The sequence below is a fragment of the Alkalibacterium sp. AK22 genome (genome assembly GCF_000585255.1).
GTDB lineage: Bacteria > Bacillota > Bacilli > Lactobacillales > Carnobacteriaceae_A > Alkalibacterium.
On record NZ_JANL01000022.1, the window covers coordinates 75,723 to 95,259 of the forward strand.

The window sequence follows — 19,537 nt, forward strand, 5'->3', positions numbered from 1 at the left end:
TATGAATTCATTGTAACATTTTTACTGTCCCCTTGCATGAGAAAGTGCACGTCTTCGCAGATTCAACCTGAAGTCGGTTTCTTAAGTAAAGTCCATGTAAGTGAATGTAAAAACACCTGACACCTCTCTTAAAGAAAGGGTCAGGTGCAAAAAACATTTATTGAGCAAACTAAGGTCTATACAGACACTTAAGCCTCTTGTTTTTCCATTTTTTCATTGAGCTCTTCCACGTACTGGTAAGCTGCATTGCCGGCAACAGAACCGTCACCAACCGCCGTTGCAACTTGTCGCAGAACAGTATCTCTCACATCACCGATTGCAAACACTCCTGGAATAGCAGTCATCATCTGACTGTCTGTTTCAATCCAGCCTTCCTGGTTCGTAATCGGCAGATTTCTGAAGCTTTCAGAATTGGGCAGCAAGCCAATGTAGATAAAGACCCCGTCTGCCTCCAGTTGAGAATAATCGCCTGTATTAATGTTTTTCAGACGCACACCATCGACTTTTTCTTCTCCGGTAATTTCTTCAACTACCGAGTCCCATATAAAGTCGACTTTTTCGTTTTTAAACGCTCTATCCTGAAGGATTTTCTGCGCTCTCAGTTCGCTTCGACGATGAACGATGGTCACCTTGCTCGCAAACTGTGTCAGGTAAGTCCCTTCTTCGACAGCTGAATCTCCGCCTCCTACAACCACTACATGCTTGTTTCGGAAGAAAGCTCCGTCACAGACTGCACAATAGGATACACCGCGGCCATTCAGTTCTGCCTCACCTTTAACTCCCAACTTTTTATGCTCTGCTCCGGTAGCGATGATTACTGATTTGGCAAAGTAACTTTTGTCTGCTGTAACCAGTTCTTTTTCTGTTTCATGGTCGATGATTTCTTTAACATCACCATACACATGCTCTGCTCCAAACTGCTTGGCACCCTCATACATCTTCATAGACAAGTCCGGCCCCATAATACTGCTGAAGCCAGAATAGTTCTCGATTTCAGCGGTATTGTTCATTTGCCCGCCAGGTATGCCCTTCTCAAGCAGCAGCGTAGACAAGTTTGATCTTGAAGCATACAGCGCAGCCGTCAGTCCACCTGGCCCTGCCCCAATCACTATAACGTCATATACTTTTTTTATGTCTTCCATTTAAATGATCCCCCTTGAAACCTTTCATACCAAAATAATCACGTAAACTTACTTTTAGTAAGTTTATTGCTTTCTTTTTAAGTATACTAGACTTGAGACATATGTCAAGTCTAAAACTCCCCTCGGGCAAACAGCGCTCCCGCGCCTGCATCAAGAGAGGAGTTTGGTCGTTCGTCTATATTTATTTCAGTTGCTGATTGGATTTATCGTGTTCAGGCGCTGGCGCTTTGGGCGCCATCTGGTTGTCAACGTTTCCACTCTTAAGCTCCTTTGCCAAATCCAGGATGTATTGTTTCAGTCTATCTTTGACCTGTGGATGCTTGAGTCCATATTGAATTGTAGTTTTCAAAAACCCAAATTTATCTCCAACGTCATAGCGTTCACCTTTAAATTCTTTGGCAAAGACCCGCTGAGTTTTATTCAGAATGTCGATGGCATCAGTCAGTTGGATTTCTCCACCTTTACCCGGTTCAAGATGCTCTAAGATATCAAAGATTTCTGGTGTCAAAAGATAACGGCCAATAATCGCCAGGTCGCTCGGTGCCTCATCCGGTTCCGGCTTTTCGATAAACTTCCGCACGTTGTACAGCCCTTCTCCTGCTTGGGCCTCCAGTTCGATGATACCATAGTTGGCTGTTTCTTCATGCGGCACTCTCATGACTGCTATGTTCGAGGCGTGTGTCTTTTCATAGCCCTCAATCAGCTGTTTGGTGAGTGGAACGTCGTCAGCCATGATGTCGTCTCCCAACATAATCACAAAGGGTCCGTCGCCGACAAAGGCTTTCGCCTGCAGCACAGCATGCCCCAGTCCCAGAGGATAAGCCTGTCTGGCAAAATAAAGATTCAAGCCGGTCGTTTCTTCAACGAGTTCCAGCAATTCTTCCTTTCCTTTCGCCCGCAAATTTTCTTCCAGCTCGGGATTGGAGTCAAAATGATCCTCTATCGGACGTTTGAGCTTGCCGGTAATAATCAAAATATCCTCTATTCCTGAAGCAATGGCTTCTTCAACTATGAACTGGATCGTCGGCTTGTCGACGATTGGAATCATCTCTTTCGGCATGGCTTTTGTCGCAGGCAAAAACCGCGTTCCATATCCTGCAGCAGGAATGATCGCTTTTCTTACTTTTTGCATGACTGTCAGCTCCTCTTGATATCCAAATTCATTCAGGCTACAGCATCTATTCAGATTTTCCTTCACGTTGCATTAAATTAAGTATAACACATCTTACCTCGGAATTATTGTAAACGACATTGTATATTGCTTCCGTAATCGGCATTTCAATACCATGGGTCCGGCCCAGCTCATACGCTGCTTTAGTAGTCGAAATACCCTCAACGACCATTCCCATATCCTTCAAAACAGCCTCGATAGCTTTACCTTTACCAATCTGATAGCCTGCCCTCCAGTTTCTGGAATGCGGACTAGTGCAGGTGACAATCAAATCTCCCACCCCACTCAGCCCCATAAAAGTCAGTGGATCGGCCCCCAGCTCTACTCCAAGGCGGCTGATTTCCGCCAAGCCTCTAGTAACCAGACCCGCTTTCGCATTATCTCCATACCCTAAGCCCGCTATAGCTCCAGCTCCCAGAGCAATAATATTTTTTAATGCTGCTCCGATTTCTACACCAATAATGTCCTTATTGGTGTAGACTCGGAAATACTCATTCAAAAACAAATCCTGAGTCAGCTGAGCAGCCTTCGAATCTTCTGACGCAGCCGTTATAGTTGTCAAGTCTCTGGCTACTACTTCTTCAGCATGACTGGGGCCAGAGAGCGCAACAATGCCTCTAACCTGGTCTGGCTTGAATTCCTCTTCCAATATTGTTGAAATGCGCTTATACGTGGTCTGTTCAAGCCCTTTGGAAGCATGGACAATCGTCACAGGATGATCCAATAAGTCACTCACCTGTTTTGCTACAGCCCGTATACCTTTAGTTGGAATGACAAACAATATGACGTCCGCCTCTTCAATCACCTCTTTAAGGTCAGTACTTGCAACCATTGCAGCTGGAAAAGAAAAGTCCGACAGGTAACGTTTGTTGGTATGCTCACTGTTGATTTCAATTTGCTGGTCCTTGTCTCTAGTCCAAAGGGATACCCCATGACCATTTTCATACAGAACATTGGCCAGCGCACTTCCCCAGGAACCCGCCCCCAGTACAGCTATTTTCTTTCCCACTGAACTCTCTCCTTTTCAGGCCAATTTATTTACGGGCCTCATATTTTTTCCGTTTTGCTTCAAATGCTTTTTCCGGCTCTGTCCCTTCCAGATATAAAGCCGGCTTAGGATAAACATACATTCGTCTGTATACAATCAGACCGATTCCTGCTACAAATAATAGTAGTGACAACGCCTGAGATACTCGTATAAAGCCACCAATCAGCAAACTGTCTGTTCTCAATCCTTCGATAAAGAAACGTCCAAACCCGTACCAGATAACATAACTTAAGAAAACTTCGCCTCGTCTGAAAATATTAGTTTTTGCTCTCAAAATCATAAGCAGTACAAAACCGATAAGATTCCATACTGACTCGTATAAGAAGGTGGGATGATAATAAGCACCGTTGATATTCATCTGGTTGATAATAAAGTTAGGCAGTCTCAATCCTTCAAGAAAGCTGCGCGAGACCTCCGTACCATGCGCTTCCTGGTTGATAAAGTTTCCCCATCGTCCAATTGACTGGGCCAGCATGACATGCGGAGCCAGCACATCGACTAACAGCCACAGGGGTACATTACGTTTTTCAGCATACCAGTAGAGTGTCAAGAAGCCGAGAATCAGCCCGCCGTAAATAGCCAGACCGCCTTCCCAGAAAAAGAAGATTCGGATGGGGTCTGATAAGTACGTCTGCAGTTCAAAAAGCACATAGTACAACCGGGCTCCCAAAATTCCTGCTGGCAATATCCAAAAGGTCAGGTCAACGATAAAATCCTCTTCAATCCCTCTTCTGCCAGCTTCTTTCATACTCAGCCAGGTGGCTAGAAACATCCCGGTAACGATAATTAGCCCATACCAAGCCACTTCTACCGGTCCGAGCCGAAAAGCAACCGGATCGATATTCCCTAAAACACTATTCACTTGATTTCCTCCATTCACTTCTCATTTTCTTCCGTATTTTGCTGAATCAGATTCTCCAGATTTTTTTCAAACGTCTTTGTAGCATCATAGCCCATCTCTTTAGCCCGGATATTCATTGTCGCAATTTCAATGATGATGGACAAGTTACGCCCAACACGTACCGGAATAGACAGTTTGGGAATATCTACATTGAAAAATCTCATTTTATCTAGATTGTAGCCCAGGCGGTCATACTGGACATTTTTATCCCAGTGCTGGAGATTGATCACCAAATCAACAGTTTTAGTCGCTCGGATGGACCCGACACCAAACAAGTTCACGACATCGATTACGCCAATTCCGCGTATCTCAATCAAATGTCTCAGTATCTCAGGCGGTTCACCAATGATTCTGCGCTCATCCATCATATACAGCTCAACCCGGTCATCCGCGACTAAACGATGGCCTCTTTGAATCAGTTCAAGTGCCGTTTCAGATTTACCGATACCTGAATCTCCAATAATCAGCACACCCATACCGTAAATATCTACCAGTACGCCGTGCTGTGAGATCCGCTCGGCTAATCTTTCTTCCAGAAAGTTAGTCACATTTGAGGATAGCCGGGTCGTCGACCGCTTTGAGACGAGTACGGGAATCCCTTTTTCCTGAGCTGCCTTTAGCAGTTCCTTAGGAGGCTGCTGACTTCTGGATACGAGAAAGGCAGGAGTGTCTGCCTGACACATACGCTTCATAACAATATAACGCTCATCACTGGTCATCCGCTCCGCAAAGGACAACTCCGTTTTTCCAAGCAATTGCATTCGATTCTGCGGATAAAAGCTGAAGTAACCCGTCAGCTCCAGTGCTGGTCTGGACAGATCACTAATCACTATGTCTCTGTCTAAAAATTCTTCACCGACGACAACACTGATGTCATCCATTGCATCTACTAGTTCCCTAATTTTTACTGAGGAAGTCATATATACGCTCCTTTTATAATTATCCAATCCATTTTAATCATATCACATTTTTTTATGGCTTTATATAAAAACTAAACAGCCCGATCGTTCGTCAGTCAGGCCTATGTAGGCCGTTTGGAGTCTACATCGAAAAAACCCATATACCATCTGCACCTCCTTAAGCAACAAAATGTCGCTTCCAGGAATCAGACAGGATACGGGCTTTGAACCTTAGTCAGGCATTATCAAAATAAGAGTTTAGTGCCGATACGATTAGTGCGACCAGCAAGGCCATTCCAAACGAACTGAAATCAAAACCGCTGACAATCGCTGAAGTCAGCCACAGCATGAGCCCGTTAATGATAAAGTAAAACAGTCCAAGCGTCATGATGGTAATCGGCAGGGATAAAATCACCACAATCGGTTTTACAATCATGTTCAGCACTCCAAAAACAACTGCCGCTATCAACGCCGTACTCCAGGCGGCAATGGTAAAACCTTGCAGAAAGCCTGCCAAGGCTAAAAAAATTATCGTGTTGGCTAAAATTCTTTGCCACCATTTCATGGTTTAAAAGTCACTCCAGTCTTCCTCTTCAATTTTCTCAGCTTCCTTGCGTTTAGGCTTGCCTTTAGGACTGCCGAAAGGAGATGTCTGCTTTTTCTTTGATCCTGTATTGTCCGCACTCGCCTCTCCATCAGGCATAACGAGAGCCAGGATCAGATAAATGGGGACTGTCGCCCCCACGCCGATAAAAGTGGCTACAACCACAACAACCCTGAGCAGTACCGGATCGATATTAAAGTACTCACCGAGTCCTCCAAGCACGCCGAAAATCACTGCATTATCTTTGGATTTAGCTAATTTTCTCATCTTATACTCCTCTTTTCTTTAATAATATCCTACCCTTAACGCTTTATTCGCTGGTATCTTTCAATAAAATATTGCCTGTAGTCGTGGCTGCATAAAGATCCAACGGTCTTTCTGATGTGATACGTCTGATGCTGACCGTGTGCTCATCTTTCTCAAGAGGCTCCGTGTCAGTCAATCTACTTTTCACTTTTCCGAACGTTGTTTTGAGCTTGCCTTCCAAAGCTTTTTCTTTAGGTAGGGCTACTTTTACATTTCCATTTACGGTTGTTGCTTTGACGCGGACTACCCGGCTATCGGTCAGGGTTGCCTTTATGTCTCCATTGGTTGTAGAAAAATCTGCACTTTCCGTTACACCTTTGAATGCAACCGTACCGTTGACTGATCCGGCCAACATATCTTTAAGGTGAGCTTTTTCAACAGTAATATCCCCATTAGATCCCTTAACTTCAAGCATGGTAGCCGAAACTTCCTCGAATACAAGCGACCCATTGGTTGACTTGGCAAAAATATCTTTAGCATTGACACCTTTCAAATCCAGCTTGCCATTGAGCATGGTGAAAGACATGTAGTCGTATGTGCGTTTAGGCAGTGAAACTTCTAGTTCGACATAAACCCGCTTATTGGGTACATGGCAGACCAGTTTGTCCTCGTCTATGGTAAAAGTGCTACGGACATCGAAAGAAGCTACAGGTGTTTCTTCATCCATTTTACCATATAACTTTCCTTTTGCCTTGAAGGAGACTGTTTCTCCTTCACCTGGTCTGACGATTACTTTACCGTTGGCAATCTTAAAATCCAAAATAGTTGCTGTTGTATGCTCATATTGCCATTCTTTCTTGAATTCCTTTGTAGTCAAGGTTGGCATTTTGACACTGATATCTTTCCAGTCGAAATGATCCATCATGTTTTCGATATTGGAACGAACCGTTTCTGAAAGATCACTCTTGGAGGCCTGATCGACTTTTTCTTTCAGTACTCTAGACCATTCCTTGCCTGCTGCTTCCAGTTTTTCACCAGCTTTGGACAATTCTTCACTAGCTTCCTTCTTCCAGTCCTCGGGAATTTCAAACTGTGAAGCTGCCTGTCGTGCTTTTAGAGTCCACTGCTTGACTTTGGACTGATTTAATTTCTTCATCAGTTCAGAACGTTGACTGCTGAGCTCGTCAACTTCTCTCTCCAAAATGCTGATGTCTTCAAATAGCGCTTTGGCCTTGACCATGTCTTCACTGTCACTTGCAGTTTCTACCGCACGCAGCTCCTTATCCAAGTCGCCGACTTCTTCTCTTAATTTAACAATTTCATCTGTGGTGTCGACTTCATCGAGCTGCTTGATGAGTTCCAGTTCTTTTTGGATAGCATGGATTTTTTCAATGATCCGGTTTTTTTCAGCCTGTTCAGACTCGATACTTGCTTCTTTCAAAGCTTGGTGCTTATTTTTCTTGTCTTTCAGCTCTTCTTTTTTGTCACCCAGTTGTTCATTTACATGATCTAGTGCAACAGAGTACTCGCTGATTTCAGCAACCAGCTCTTTCAGTTCTTGTTCGGCTTCTTCACGTTCTGCTTGGGTGACTCCTTCCTGATTCCCAGTTGACTCCACAGTTTTTTCTGTTTCGCCAAACTCCGGCTGATCCATGCGGTCATCCTCTTTTTTGGCAACAGCTTCAAGCAGATCCAGGCCCTCTTCAGTCGAGATGATTCCCTGTCGAATCAAATCAAGAATACGTTCTCTTTCATTCATTTTGTATACCTCCTATTGTCTTTCCTTTGTGCGGCATAGTATGGTGAGTCTTCTTTCTATCTACCCTATATTATGAATGAAAATCAGTTGATTGTCATAGGTCTTCCGACTGATTTATCAGCTGGACACTTCAGGCCTGCTGTCGTCTGCTTAAATGTTCTTTCTTTCTTTTTCCAGTATCGGCTTGAGGTAGTGTCCAGTATAGCTGTCTTCACACTGTGCAACGATTTCCGGCGTACCTGTGACAATCAGGGTGCCTCCCCCTGCTCCCCCTTCTGGTCCAAGATCAATGATGTGATCCGCCATTTTAATGACATCCAAGTTGTGCTCGATAACAAGAACAGTATTCCCTGCCTCAACTAGACGGTCCAGAACTTGAAGCAGCCGGGCAATATCGTCTGCATGCAGACCTGTAGTTGGTTCATCCAGGATATAAAAATTATGCCCGTTCTGACGCTTATGAAGTTCACTGGCCAGTTTCATCCGCTGAGCTTCTCCTCCTGAGAGGGTTGTTGCCGGCTGGCCAAGGGTCATATAACCTAGTCCGACATCAATAATTGTTTGCAGCTTGCGCTCGATTTTTGGAATATTGGAGAAAAACTCCACCCCTTCTTCAATCGTCATGCCGAGGACTTCGGATATATTCTTGCCTTTATATTTAATTTCCAAAGTTTCTGAATTATAACGGGTCCCATGACAAATTTCACACGGAACATAGACATCCGGCAGAAAATGCATTTCTATCTTCAGTATGCCGTCTCCCCTGCAGGCTTCACAGCGTCCTCCCTTAACATTAAAAGAGAACCGGCCCTTTTTATAGCCGCGCATCTTCGCTTCGTTCGTTTTTGCAAACAAATCCCTGATATCATCAAAAACACTTGTATATGTCGCCGGGTTACTCCGGGGTGTCCGACCAATTGGACTCTGATCAATATCAATCACTTTTTCCAGCTGTTCATATCCGCTAATGGATGCGAACTTTCCAGGTCTGGCTTTGGACCGTCCCACTTCGCGAGCCAATGCCTTTCTTAAAATACCGTTAACCAGGGAGCTTTTCCCTGAACCTGAAACCCCGGTCACAGCCGTGAAACGACCAAGCGGGAAAGACACATCAATGTTTTTTAAGTTATTTTCCTGTGCCCCTTTTAGATCAATACTGCCATGATCTTCATCCCGACGACGGGTCGGCACTGCAATTTCTTTTCTTCCAGACAGATAGGCCCCTGTAATCGAGTCCGGATGCTGCTCGATTTCTTCCGGTGTGCCCGCAGCAACGACCTGACCGCCATTTTCTCCAGCACCCGGTCCGATGTCTATAACATAGTCTGCTGCTCGCATCGTATCTTCATCGTGCTCAACGACCACAAGCGTATTGCCTAAATCGCGCATTTTTTTCAGTGAGTCGATCAGACGGTTATTATCCCGCTGATGCAGGCCAATAGACGGTTCATCCAGAATATAGAGCACCCCTGAAAGATTTGACCCAATTTGAGTAGCGAGTCGAATCCGCTGCGCTTCGCCCCCAGACAATGTGCCTGCCTTTCGGCTCAATGTCAGATAATCTAGGCCAACATTGCGCAAGAAAGAGAGCCGATCTTTGATTTCTTTTCGGATTGGAGCAGCAATGGTGCTGTCAGAAGCGGACAGTTCCAGCTCTTCAAAGAAAGCGTACGCCTTTTCGACAGACAGACCACTGATTTCCCCGATGTCCTGACCCTGAACTTTGACACATAGGGCCTCACGGTTCAGTCTCTTGCCATGGCAGACATGACATTCCAACTCAGTCATGTACTGCTGCATCTGGTTGCGGGTATAGTCACTGCTTGTTTCATGGTAACGTCTGGAAATATTGCTGAGTACTCCTTCAAAAGGAATCATTGTGTCTCTTACACTGCCAAAATCATTCTTATAATGAAAGTGAAACTTTTTATTTTTAGAACCATTTAAAACAACTTTCTGCTTAGCCTTAGGCAGATCTTTGAAAGGAACTGTAGTATCGATATCAAAAGCATCACAGGCCTGCGACAGCATTTGTGGATAATAATTGGAACTGATTGGCTGCCAAGGTACGATGGCTCCCTCGTCTATAGACAGGTTTTTGTCCGGTATGACTAAGTCTAAATCCACTTCCAGCTTGGTTCCCAGCCCGTCGCATTCAGAGCAGGCCCCGAACGGCGCGTTAAAAGAGAACAGGCGAGGTTCCAGAGGAGGAAGAGTAAACCCGCAAAGCGGGCAAGCATAGTGTTCACTGAACAGCACTTCTTCTTGGCCGATAATATCAGCAATCACGTAACCTTCTGCCAGATTTACAGCTGCTTCAAGCGAGTCAAACAAACGAGACCGGATCCCATCCTTTATAACGAGGCGATCAATAATTACCTCTATTGAATGCTGTTTATTCTTGTCCAGCTCTATTTCGTCACCAATATCTAAAATTTCTCCATCGACTCTCAGACGGACATAGCCCTCACTTTTAATTTTTTCCAGTGTTTTCTTGTGCTGCCCCTTTTTTTCCTTGACCACGGGCGCCAGGACTTGCAGTCGGGTCCGCTCTGGATATTCTAGCAGCCGGTCGACCATCTGCTCAATCGACTGACTGGAAATTTCAGTACCGTCATTCGGACAAATCGGTTTTCCGACACGGGCATACATCAGACGCAGATAATCGTTGATTTCCGTCACAGTCCCTACTGTGGACCGGGGATTGTTGCTGGTCGTTTTCTGGTCAATGGATATCGCCGGACTGAGGCCTTCAATGCTATCCACATCCGGCTTATCCATTTGCCCTAAAAACTGTCTGGCATACGCCGAGAGAGACTCTACATAACGGCGCTGGCCTTCTGCATAAAGTGTATCGAATGCCAATGAACTCTTGCCTGACCCGGACAAGCCCGTCATCACAACCAGTTTGTCTCGGGGGATTGTAACATCAATGTTTTTCAGATTGTGGGACCGTGCCCCTCTGACTTCAATTTTATCATTTACCATTCATTTTTCCTGCCTTTGTATTTAGATTCATGATCAATGGTTCTTATTATAACTATTGTACGTTTTTTAAGCCCGGAATTCGACTATGACACATCCCGGATTTATGGGTAAAGAAAAAGGAAAGAGGCGAGCCCTTCCCTTTTATCACTATCCGATTATATCATATTTCATTTCCTAAGGCGAATGTTTGTTCGATGTCGTGATTTTTCAGTATCTGTTCAGAAATCCGCTCAAGCTGCATCTGATTTGTAAATTCACCACTAAGCAAGTCAGGCAAAATTTCCGATAAAAAATACTGCACAGAAGTCATTTCCTTAAATTTTAGAATCGTGTCCAGTGATTCCTGATAAATTTCTGTAAAAAGCTGCTCCGGATTCCCCTTCTGAATTTCGCCAAAGGATTCATACAGCAAGTCGATCTTGTCTGCTACAGACAGTATCCGTCCCTCCAGCGTTTCATCCTTTCCTTCTTTTAGACGGTCGTGGTAGACGGCCTGGAAAGCTTTCGGGATTTCTTGCTCGATAAAATGCCGAGTCATCGATTCTTCAACATGCGCAAGCCTTTCTCTTAAATCCGGGTCTGCATATTTGACAGGTGTCTTGATGTCCCCAATAAATATTTCTGAATAGTCATGGTTTAAAGCTTTCTCATATAGTGATTTCCAGTTGACCTCATGTCCATGATATTCCTCGACTGTTCCTAGAAACTGGGCAATCTTCGTCACCTTGAAAGAATGCTCGGCCACCGAATGCTCCTCGTATTTAAATTTCCCCGGACAGCGATTGATTTTTTCCAAATCACTGAGGCTTTTAAAGTATTCATGTATTCCCATAAGTATGCTCCTTTCCAAAAGTAAAGTTACTTTATACTATCAGCTATTTAGAGTGATTTCAATTCTTTCTGGATGAGCAGGGTACTGCTGCTATAACACCCGTTGCCCTATAGAAAAAGAGATACCGCTTCTGGCATCTCTTTTCTCGTCTGCTGATTTCAAACAGTTTAACCCAAAACGACAAGCGTGGCCGCCTATCTTATAGTTTCAATCTGCTCGAGTAGAATCAAACCCAAATCATGGGGGTCATCCTCGTATAGGGCCCGTTCGACCATGATTAACTCACCGTCTATCCGTCGTACCTTCAGTTTACAGTAGGATTTACTGGAAAAAAGTGATTCTGTGAAATCATTGGCGCTATACAAGGTTACCTGGTTGGACTCTATAAGTGTATCACCTATTTCAATCCCCATTTTTTCTGCCGGACTTTCAGGCCTGACCGCTACAACTCTCAGTCCTTCTTCCGCCGGTCCAAAACGGAAAGTCCACTGCCTCTCACGCAATCGGTGCCTGTACAGAACGAACACGCCTCCAGCGAGGAGGAGGAGTAAACCTGCCGCTGCAAAAATCGGCAGCCAGAATGACAGGGCAAAAAAGAGCACACCTGCACCCGCCAGGAAAAGAAAATCCCTGACTAGCGCATTCTTCGCCTGAGTCGGCATCTGAGCTTGGACCGTGTATCTGAACCCTAGCAAGACTGGGATCAGCAAAAATGAATATGTCTCGGTCCCGATTGAAAAGACCGGCCACCAGTCAAAAAGACGAGTAAACGTATCTCCCGGAACTACTACGACCAGCGGGACCAGCCACAAAGGTGTCATGCGGTAGCGGGCAACAAGCTTCCCCCGTTTGGTTTTTAGGAAGCGGGGTGTAAACTGATGGATTTTGACAACATGGAGTGTCAGGACTGTACTTAAAAGCAGCAGTAAAGTCAGGACAAAAATGGGCTGCAGGCCTTCAAAAGTCAAACTGTCCGATTGCAAGAACGGACTGTCCCACTCTACAAGAACGGACTGCACAATATCTTCTACTGGGAAAAAATAGCCGGCTACTGCTACACCGAATGCCGACAACGTAAAAGTGAAAATCGGATGAATAAAGCGGTAGCCTAGCCCCATCAATAAGAGTGTGGTTAGCTGATAAGCCAGGATCCAGTCCAAGCTAACAGGTACACCCACCAAAAATGAGACCAGCGACAGAACGAGTCCGGAAGCTGCCCCCCAAAGGAAAAAGCGCTTCAGTTCGTAATGATCTTTATAAATCGAGGCCCTCAACTGATTCCGAGAATAGGTGAATCGGCGACTCTTTAAAACAAATACAAGAACGAGCCCGATAATGAAAGTGGGCTGTAAGACAAATAATATTAGTGCGAGCAAACTGTTCTGCAATACGGTCATGCCTGTCATCCCTTCTAATCTGTTAGTCTTAACCAGTTTATCATAACTAACCTTGAAATGGTCAAAATTATATCCATTCATAGTTGTACAAATACAAGCCGGCTCCCGACGCTAGCTGGCTTGTTCCAATAAATGCGCTTACGTACATGATTACAGATGTCCAAAGTACGCAACGTACCTTGAGCAGTAGACGAAAGTAACAGCCGGTTCGTTCACGCTAGTCGAGAAAGGGACCTGGTTCAATGGAGAAGCAGGCGCAGTTAAAGCCGCTGCGACTGCTGACAGTGAATAGATGTTGCTGATCCTGAGATGTTTATACACGACTGCCTGTCTTTTTCTACTAGTCTGTTTTTATGTAAAAAAAGGGGGCCACAGCCCCCTTTTTTTGCTTTGTTTACTTATACCTTGAGGAATTTTCTAATCGACAAGGACGATCCGATACTTCCGATAAGCACACCAATTGCCAGTAACAAGACAACGAGCTGAATCAGAAACGGATTCGGCTCAAGGAGGCCAAAGTAAGTGCCATACAGAAATTCCATCACTCTGTCAAAACCAGTCAAATAGACATAAGAAATGGCTGTTACGGGAATCAGTGCTCCGATGAAACCAATTAGTGCCCCTTCAATTAAGAACGGCCAGCGGATGAACCAGTTAGTGGCTCCCACCAGTTTCATGATCTCGATTTCGGTTCTTCTGGAGAAAATCGTTATCCGGATAGTATTAGCAATCAGGAAGACAGCTGTAAATATCAGGGCCACTATGATGATTCCCCCGACATTTCTTACGGTCCCCATGACTTCGAAAAGCCGGTCGGCAGTCGCTCCCCCATAATTGACATCCGCTACATAACTAAACTCTTCAGCCTGGTCAGCCACATCAGCGGTTGCTTCCGGTGCTGCCGTATTCAAAATAAAGACATCATGCAACGGGTTATCGTCGCCGTCGAATAATCCAAACTCGTCCCCATAACTGCCGATAACCTGAGACAGTTCATCATCACGACTGGAAAAGACAACCTGTTCTACATCGTCAATATCTTCCAGGTTTTGCTGAAGAGCTTCTTGGTCTTCTTCTTCCGCAGCCAGATCGATGTACACGCGGACACTGACATCTTCTTCCACATCGGTAGCCAGCTTATTAACATTCATCAAGATGGCAATAAAACTTCCGACCAGAAGTAGCGTGACTGCAACAGCACTTACTGCAGCGACTGTCATCCATCCGTTCCGTTTGATACTTTTAAGTGATTCTTTAATGTGTCTCCAAAATGTTTTAGCTTTCATATCCGTATTCTCCCCCTTCCTGATCACGAGCGATACGGCCGTTCTCTACTGCCAGCACACGGTGTCTTACGCGGTTGACAATATCACTATTATGAGTCGCCATAATAATGGTGGTTCCCTGGTTATTGATTTCTTCCAGCAGATCCATGATGCCCCATGCTGTTTCAGGATCCAAGTTTCCTGTTGGCTCATCTGCAATCAAAACACGTGGCATGTTGGCAATCGCACGCGCAATAGCCACACGCTGCTGTTCTCCTCCTGAAAGTTCATTTGGGAACATTCTAACTTTATGCTTCAGTCCGACTAGGTCAAGTACCTCTAGCGTTCTTTTCTGAATTTGTTTTGAATTTTTACCTACAACCTGCATGGCATACGCCACATTCTCAAAAACAGTCAATCTTGGCAGAAGTTTAAAGTCCTGGTAAACCACTCCTACGTGTCTGCGTAAGTATGGAACTTTCTTGGCTTTCAGGCCAACCAGATCAAATTCACCGACCTTTACTGTCCCCTTAGTAGGTACTTCTTCTCTGTAAATCATTTTGATGAAAGTTGACTTCCCTGCGCCACTGGGGCCCACGACATAGACAAACTCACCCTGATCAATCGATACGTCCAATCCATTTATGGCAGTAATACCATTTGGATATTTTTTGTAGACATTTGTCATTTTTATCATTAAATAATCACCTATCTGTTGAGATTTTCACTGTCCTAACGATTCGAGTAGCTGACTGACTTTTTCTAACCTTTACTAGTATAGCATTCATGATATAGATGTCTGTTTTAAAACAATTACAAAAATATTTCAAAGGGTACAAGCGGTCAGGAGTTTACTGAACATTCCGCGGCACCTACACCCACATTCTATCACCACCCCACAAATCACTCAAAAAAAGAGTAAAAAAGGGGAGAAACCAACACCAAAATGTATATAATGCTTGTTTTTTTGTTTCAGCGCCCCACTTTTTTCTTTTCCGACTATATAAACATCCAATGGATAACTTTGTCAGAAATATGACATCTCATTTTATTTCTCAAAATTGCTTTTTAAAGTTATCCATAAGTCTAAATATTAATCAATATTACTCTTGTGAATGACACACTGTGCTCTTCTGCTTAACTGTGCTTTTTTGCTTAGTTTGTTAGGCTAGGCACAGGATATAAAAATAGCCCGTCCTGCAAAAAAGAAGAACCGGCTCTCTCGAGACAGCCGCCTCTTCTTCTGTATATTTATTATTTTAGGTGAGGTGATCCTTTAAGAGGAGCCTTTCATTGAGAATCTTAGATACGCTTCAATAAAGGGATCTAAATCTCCATCCATTACAGCATCCGTGTTTCCGCTCTCCATGTTGGTTCGGTGATCCTTAACCATCGAGTAAGGATGGAACACATAAGACCTTATTTGAGAACCCCAGCCAATTTCTTTCTGCTCGCCCCGAATTTCATCCATTTCCTTCTGCTTCTCTTCCATTTCCTTCTGATAAAGCTTGGCTTTCAGCATATTCATCGCTGTTTCCCTGTTAGCCAGCTGTGAACGACCAGCCTGACTGGACGCCACCAGTCCAGTTTCCAGGTGGGTGATTCGGACAGCTGATTCAGTTTTGTTGATATGCTGGCCACCGGCCCCACTGGCTCGGAATGTATCAACTCGGATTTCATCCGAGTTGACTTCAATATCGATCTCATCGTCGATTTCAGGAATCACATCAATGGATACAAAAGAAGTATGACGGCGGCCACTTGAATCAAAGGGGGAGATTCTAACTAGGCGATGCACACCTTTTTCTGCTTTAAGCAGACCATAGGCATTCGTCCCTTTTACCAGCAAAGTGGCACTTTTGATACCAGCCTCGTCTCCGCTTTGATATTCAAGTACTTCATAGGAAAAACCACGCTGCTCGATCCAGCGTGTGTACATGCGGTAAAGCATCTCTCCCCAGTCCTGGGATTCCGTTCCACCTGCTCCGGGATGCAGTTCCAAGATGGCATTGGATTTGTCATAAGGTTCACCCAGCAGCATATCCAGCTCAAACTGTTCCACTGCATCAGTCAACTCAGTTAGACTGCCTTGAATCTCTTCCAGCATATCCTGGTCTTCTTCTTCTCTAAGCATCTCCAGCAGCAATTCTACCTCTTCGACTTTTGTCTCAATAAAGGTGAACGCTTGGTGAACACTTTTGACTTCGTTTGATTCTTTGATAACTTTTTGCGCCGCTTCCTGATTGTTCCAAAATTCAGGAGAAGACATGATGTGATCATATTCTGCTATGTCACGTTCTATGGCTTCTAAGTCAAAGAGACCCCCTGAAGTCTTCGACCTTTTGTTTTGCTGTATTCAGTTTTTGTGAAATTTCACTGATTTCCATACTATGCCTCCGTTTTTTGCTAAGCAAAAGGAACAGATGCACGATCCGTTCCTTCCCGCTTGGTTCTTTTTAGCCCATTCGTGTGTGTGTTTCTTCATCATGCGAATAGGTTGGTTTTTCATTTTTTCTGCGAACATTTTGTTTCTTGCTGCCAGTCGGTGTAGTCTGCTCCCGCTGCAGATTCTGTCTGATCTGTGACTTCATCAGCAGTCGAGTCACTTCATACTCAATTTCTCCAATCATGTCCTCAAACAGGCTGAATCCTTCCTGCTGGTATTCCGTCAGCGGGTTGAACTGACCATATGAACGAAGACCAATTCCCTGACGCAGCTGATCCATCTGATCGATGTGATCTGTCCATTTTCTGTCAACAACTCTCAGAATAACAACTTTCTCGAATTCAAGAACTTGTTCTTTCCCGTTAAGCTGAGACGTTTTTTCCTCATAATTTGACCGGGCCAGATCTACAAGCAAGTCAATAATCTGTTGCGCAGTCTTTCCTTTAAGGTCTTCGATAGTCAGGTCTTCCGGATGTACGAGAACCGTATGGGCAAATTCTTCGATATGCTCCAGGTTCCATTTAGATGCATCTTCCTGCTGCGTATTCAGCTGAACATAGCGTTCGATTGTCCGACGGACCATCGGGATTGTGACGTAGCTGAGCGAATCGCTCTCCATGATAACTTCCTGGCGCTGCGAGTAAATCACTTCACGCTGTTCTCTCATAACATCGTCGTACTTCAATACATTACGGCGGGTGTCATAGTTGTTCCCTTCGACTCGTTTCTGAGCTGATTCAACTTGGCGACTGATCATTCTACTTTGAATAACGGCATCGTCTTCAGCAATTTTCAGTTGTTCAAGAACCATTCGAATACGTTCTGAACCGAAACGCTTCATCAAGTCATCTTCCAGCGATAGATAAAACTGGGATACACCAGGGTCTCCCTGACGACCTGCCCTTCCTCTCAGCTGATTGTCGATACGTCTGGATTCATGCCGTTCTGTACCGATAACCGCAAGGCCCCCGGCTTCTTTTACTCCCGGACCAAGCTTGATATCTGTTCCACGTCCGGCCATGTTGGTCGCAATAGTGACTGCACCAGGTTGGCCGGCATTGACGACGATTTCAGCTTCTCTGAAATGGTTTTTAGCGTTCAGTACCTCGTGAGGGACTCCTTCTTTTCTAAGTAGGGTACTGATTAGCTCAGACGTTTCAACAGCTACTGTTCCTACCAGGACCGGCTGTCCTTTGGCATGGCGCTCCTTGATGTCTTCAGCCACGGCTTTAAACTTGCTTTCTAGTGTCGGATAAAGCAAGTCGTCACGGTCATCCCGAATGAGCGGACGGTTAGTCGGGATGGCAACAACGTTCATGTTATAAATTTCTCTGAATTCTTCTTCTTCCGTCTTAGCGGTACCTGTCATCCCTGATAGCTTCTTATACATACGGAAGTAGTTCTGGAAAGTGATGGTTGCCATCGTCTTCGATTCTTTCTGAATCTCAACATTTTCCTTCGCTTCGATGGCCTGATGTAAACCGTCTGAATAGCGTCGTCCTTCCATGATACGCCCGGTAAATTGGTCAACAATTTTGACTGCGCCGTCGTCCACGACATAATCAAAATCTTTGTGCATAATAAAGTTCGCTCTCAGCGACTGATCCAGGTGATGCACGAGTGCCTGATTTTCAATATCATACAGATTGGTTACGCGGAAGGTCTTCTCTGCGTTCTCGATTCCTTCTTCCGTCAGTGAAATAGATTTAGACTGCAAGTCAATAGTATAATCCTCGTCTTCTTTCAGTCCTTTAACAAAGAAATCACAGCGGGTATAAAATGAAGTCGAACGGTTGGCTTGGCCGGATATGATCAGTGGCGTTCTCGCTTCATCAACAAGGATGGAATCGACCTCATCCAAAATAGCAAAGTTTAATGGCCGCTGAACCATCTGCTCCTTGTAGACGACCATGTTGTCACGCAAGTAATCAAAGCCCAACTCATTGTTTGTAGAATAAGTGATATCGCAGTTGTAGGCCTCACGTTTTTCCTCGGAAGACTTGTTGTTCAGGTTCAAGCCAACAGTCAGCCCCATCCAGCGATACAGTTCACCCATCTCGTCAGCATCTCGTGTAGCCAAGTAATCATTGACAGTTACCACGTGCGCACCGTCTCCAGAAATGGCATTCAAGTAGACCGGCATCGTAGCCGTCAATGTCTTCCCTTCACCCGTTTTCATCTCTGAAATATTGCCTTCATGAAGCGCTATTCCTCCCATCAGCTGTACCCTGAACGGATGCAGTCCTAGTACGCGTCGAGCTCCTTCTCTTATGGCTGCAAAGGCTTCAGGTAGCATGTCATCCAGACTTTCACCTGAAGCATATCTTCCTTTAAACTCTTCTGTCTTTGCCTTTAGTTCTTCGTCAGTTAAGGCCTGCATGCTGTCTGTCAGTGCATCAATCTGATCAGCAATTTTTCCGTATCGGCGTAGTGTTTTTTTATCGTTCTCAAAAATCTGTTTTAATAAATGAGCCATGAATACAATTCTCCCCTATATGTGGATTCTATAAGCACTTCCGGATTTTCTCATACTGTCATATCATACCACTATTACCCCGGGATTAAAAGGTTCTATTGTAACTCTCTGATGAAGTGTTTTAATTTGTTCAAACAAATTCTACTTGCTGTGAAAGGCCTGCAAACAGTCTTTTGAGCCTTTTATATTTTCCTAAAAATCGCTCTCCTGACCCCTTACTCGCCAGTCTGCCAGACAACCTTCACAGGGTGCCGGATTCAAACGCAAAAAAAGGGGCTGGGACAAAAGTCTCAACCGGAGTAAAATAAAGTTAAACCGAGTAGAATTGTACTTATGTACAAACCTACTCGGTTTTTTCTTTTT

General features: G+C 44.6%; 14 protein-coding genes and 1 pseudogene. All 15 read right to left on the minus strand.

The features are described from left to right. Positions 1–188: 188 nt before the first annotated feature. Complete coding sequence (gene trxB, locus ADIAL_RS04905; protein WP_034300785.1) at positions 189–1,142, minus strand: thioredoxin-disulfide reductase; 954 nt, start codon at positions 1,140–1,142, stop codon at positions 189–191. 181 nt (positions 1,143–1,323) lie between these two features. After that, complete coding sequence (gene galU / locus ADIAL_RS04910; protein ID WP_051503728.1) at positions 1,324–2,274, minus strand: UTP--glucose-1-phosphate uridylyltransferase GalU; 951 nt, start codon at positions 2,272–2,274, stop codon at positions 1,324–1,326. 46 nt (positions 2,275–2,320) lie between these two features. Next, positions 2,321–3,322, minus strand: a complete 1,002-nt coding sequence (locus ADIAL_RS04915; protein WP_034300787.1) for an NAD(P)H-dependent glycerol-3-phosphate dehydrogenase — start codon at positions 3,320–3,322, stop codon at positions 2,321–2,323. A gap of 25 nt (positions 3,323–3,347) precedes the next feature. Beyond that, the gene (gene lgt / locus ADIAL_RS04920; RefSeq protein WP_034300790.1) at positions 3,348–4,223 is read right to left on the minus strand and encodes a prolipoprotein diacylglyceryl transferase; all 876 of its coding nucleotides are present in this window, start codon (positions 4,221–4,223) and stop codon (positions 3,348–3,350) included. A gap of 14 nt (positions 4,224–4,237) precedes the next feature. Continuing rightward, a complete protein-coding gene (hprK, locus tag ADIAL_RS04925; RefSeq protein WP_034300792.1) occupies positions 4,238–5,182 on the minus strand; it encodes an HPr(Ser) kinase/phosphatase in 945 nt (314 codons plus the stop codon). Positions 5,183–5,396: 214 nt separating this feature from the next. Then, the gene (locus ADIAL_RS04930; RefSeq protein WP_034300794.1) at positions 5,397–5,726 is read right to left on the minus strand and encodes a phage holin family protein; all 330 of its coding nucleotides are present in this window, start codon (positions 5,724–5,726) and stop codon (positions 5,397–5,399) included. A gap of 3 nt (positions 5,727–5,729) precedes the next feature. After that, positions 5,730–6,032, minus strand: a complete 303-nt coding sequence (locus ADIAL_RS04935; protein WP_034300796.1) for a PspC domain-containing protein — start codon at positions 6,030–6,032, stop codon at positions 5,730–5,732. A 43-nt stretch (positions 6,033–6,075) separates the two neighbouring features. Next, positions 6,076–7,770 (minus strand): daptomycin-sensing surface protein LiaX, encoded by a 1,695-nt coding sequence (gene liaX / locus ADIAL_RS04940; protein WP_034300798.1) that lies wholly within the window; start codon positions 7,768–7,770, stop codon positions 6,076–6,078. Positions 7,771–7,920: 150 nt separating this feature from the next. Then, positions 7,921–10,758 (minus strand): excinuclease ABC subunit UvrA, encoded by a 2,838-nt coding sequence (uvrA, locus tag ADIAL_RS04945; RefSeq protein WP_034300800.1) that lies wholly within the window; start codon positions 10,756–10,758, stop codon positions 7,921–7,923. Positions 10,759–10,918: 160 nt separating this feature from the next. Continuing rightward, positions 10,919–11,590: an HD domain-containing protein gene (locus ADIAL_RS04950; protein ID WP_034300802.1), complete on the minus strand. Its 672-nt coding sequence runs from the start codon at positions 11,588–11,590 to the stop codon at positions 10,919–10,921. Between the two features lie 194 nt (positions 11,591–11,784). After that, the gene (locus ADIAL_RS04955; protein WP_034300839.1) at positions 11,785–12,987 is read right to left on the minus strand and encodes a PDZ domain-containing protein; all 1,203 of its coding nucleotides are present in this window, start codon (positions 12,985–12,987) and stop codon (positions 11,785–11,787) included. 398 nt (positions 12,988–13,385) lie between these two features. Then, positions 13,386–14,273, minus strand: a complete 888-nt coding sequence (gene ftsX / locus ADIAL_RS04960; RefSeq protein ID WP_034300804.1) for a permease-like cell division protein FtsX — start codon at positions 14,271–14,273, stop codon at positions 13,386–13,388. Continuing rightward, positions 14,263–14,949 (minus strand): cell division ATP-binding protein FtsE, encoded by a 687-nt coding sequence (gene ftsE, locus ADIAL_RS04965; RefSeq protein WP_034300806.1) that lies wholly within the window; start codon positions 14,947–14,949, stop codon positions 14,263–14,265. Before ftsE ends, ftsX begins: the two co-directional genes overlap by 11 nt. Before the next feature lie 579 nt (positions 14,950–15,528). Further along, positions 15,529–16,639, minus strand: a protein-coding gene (gene prfB, locus ADIAL_RS04970; protein ID WP_155849179.1) for a peptide chain release factor 2 whose coding sequence is annotated in 2 segments (ribosomal slippage) — positions 15,529–16,575 and positions 16,577–16,639 — 1,110 coding nt in all. Because the reading frame shifts where the segments join, the coding sequence is not laid out codon by codon here. Next, a pseudogene (gene secA, locus ADIAL_RS04975) lies at positions 16,609–19,174 on the minus strand (preprotein translocase subunit SecA). Before secA ends, prfB begins: the two are co-directional and overlap by 31 nt. Positions 19,175–19,537 lie beyond the last annotated feature (363 nt).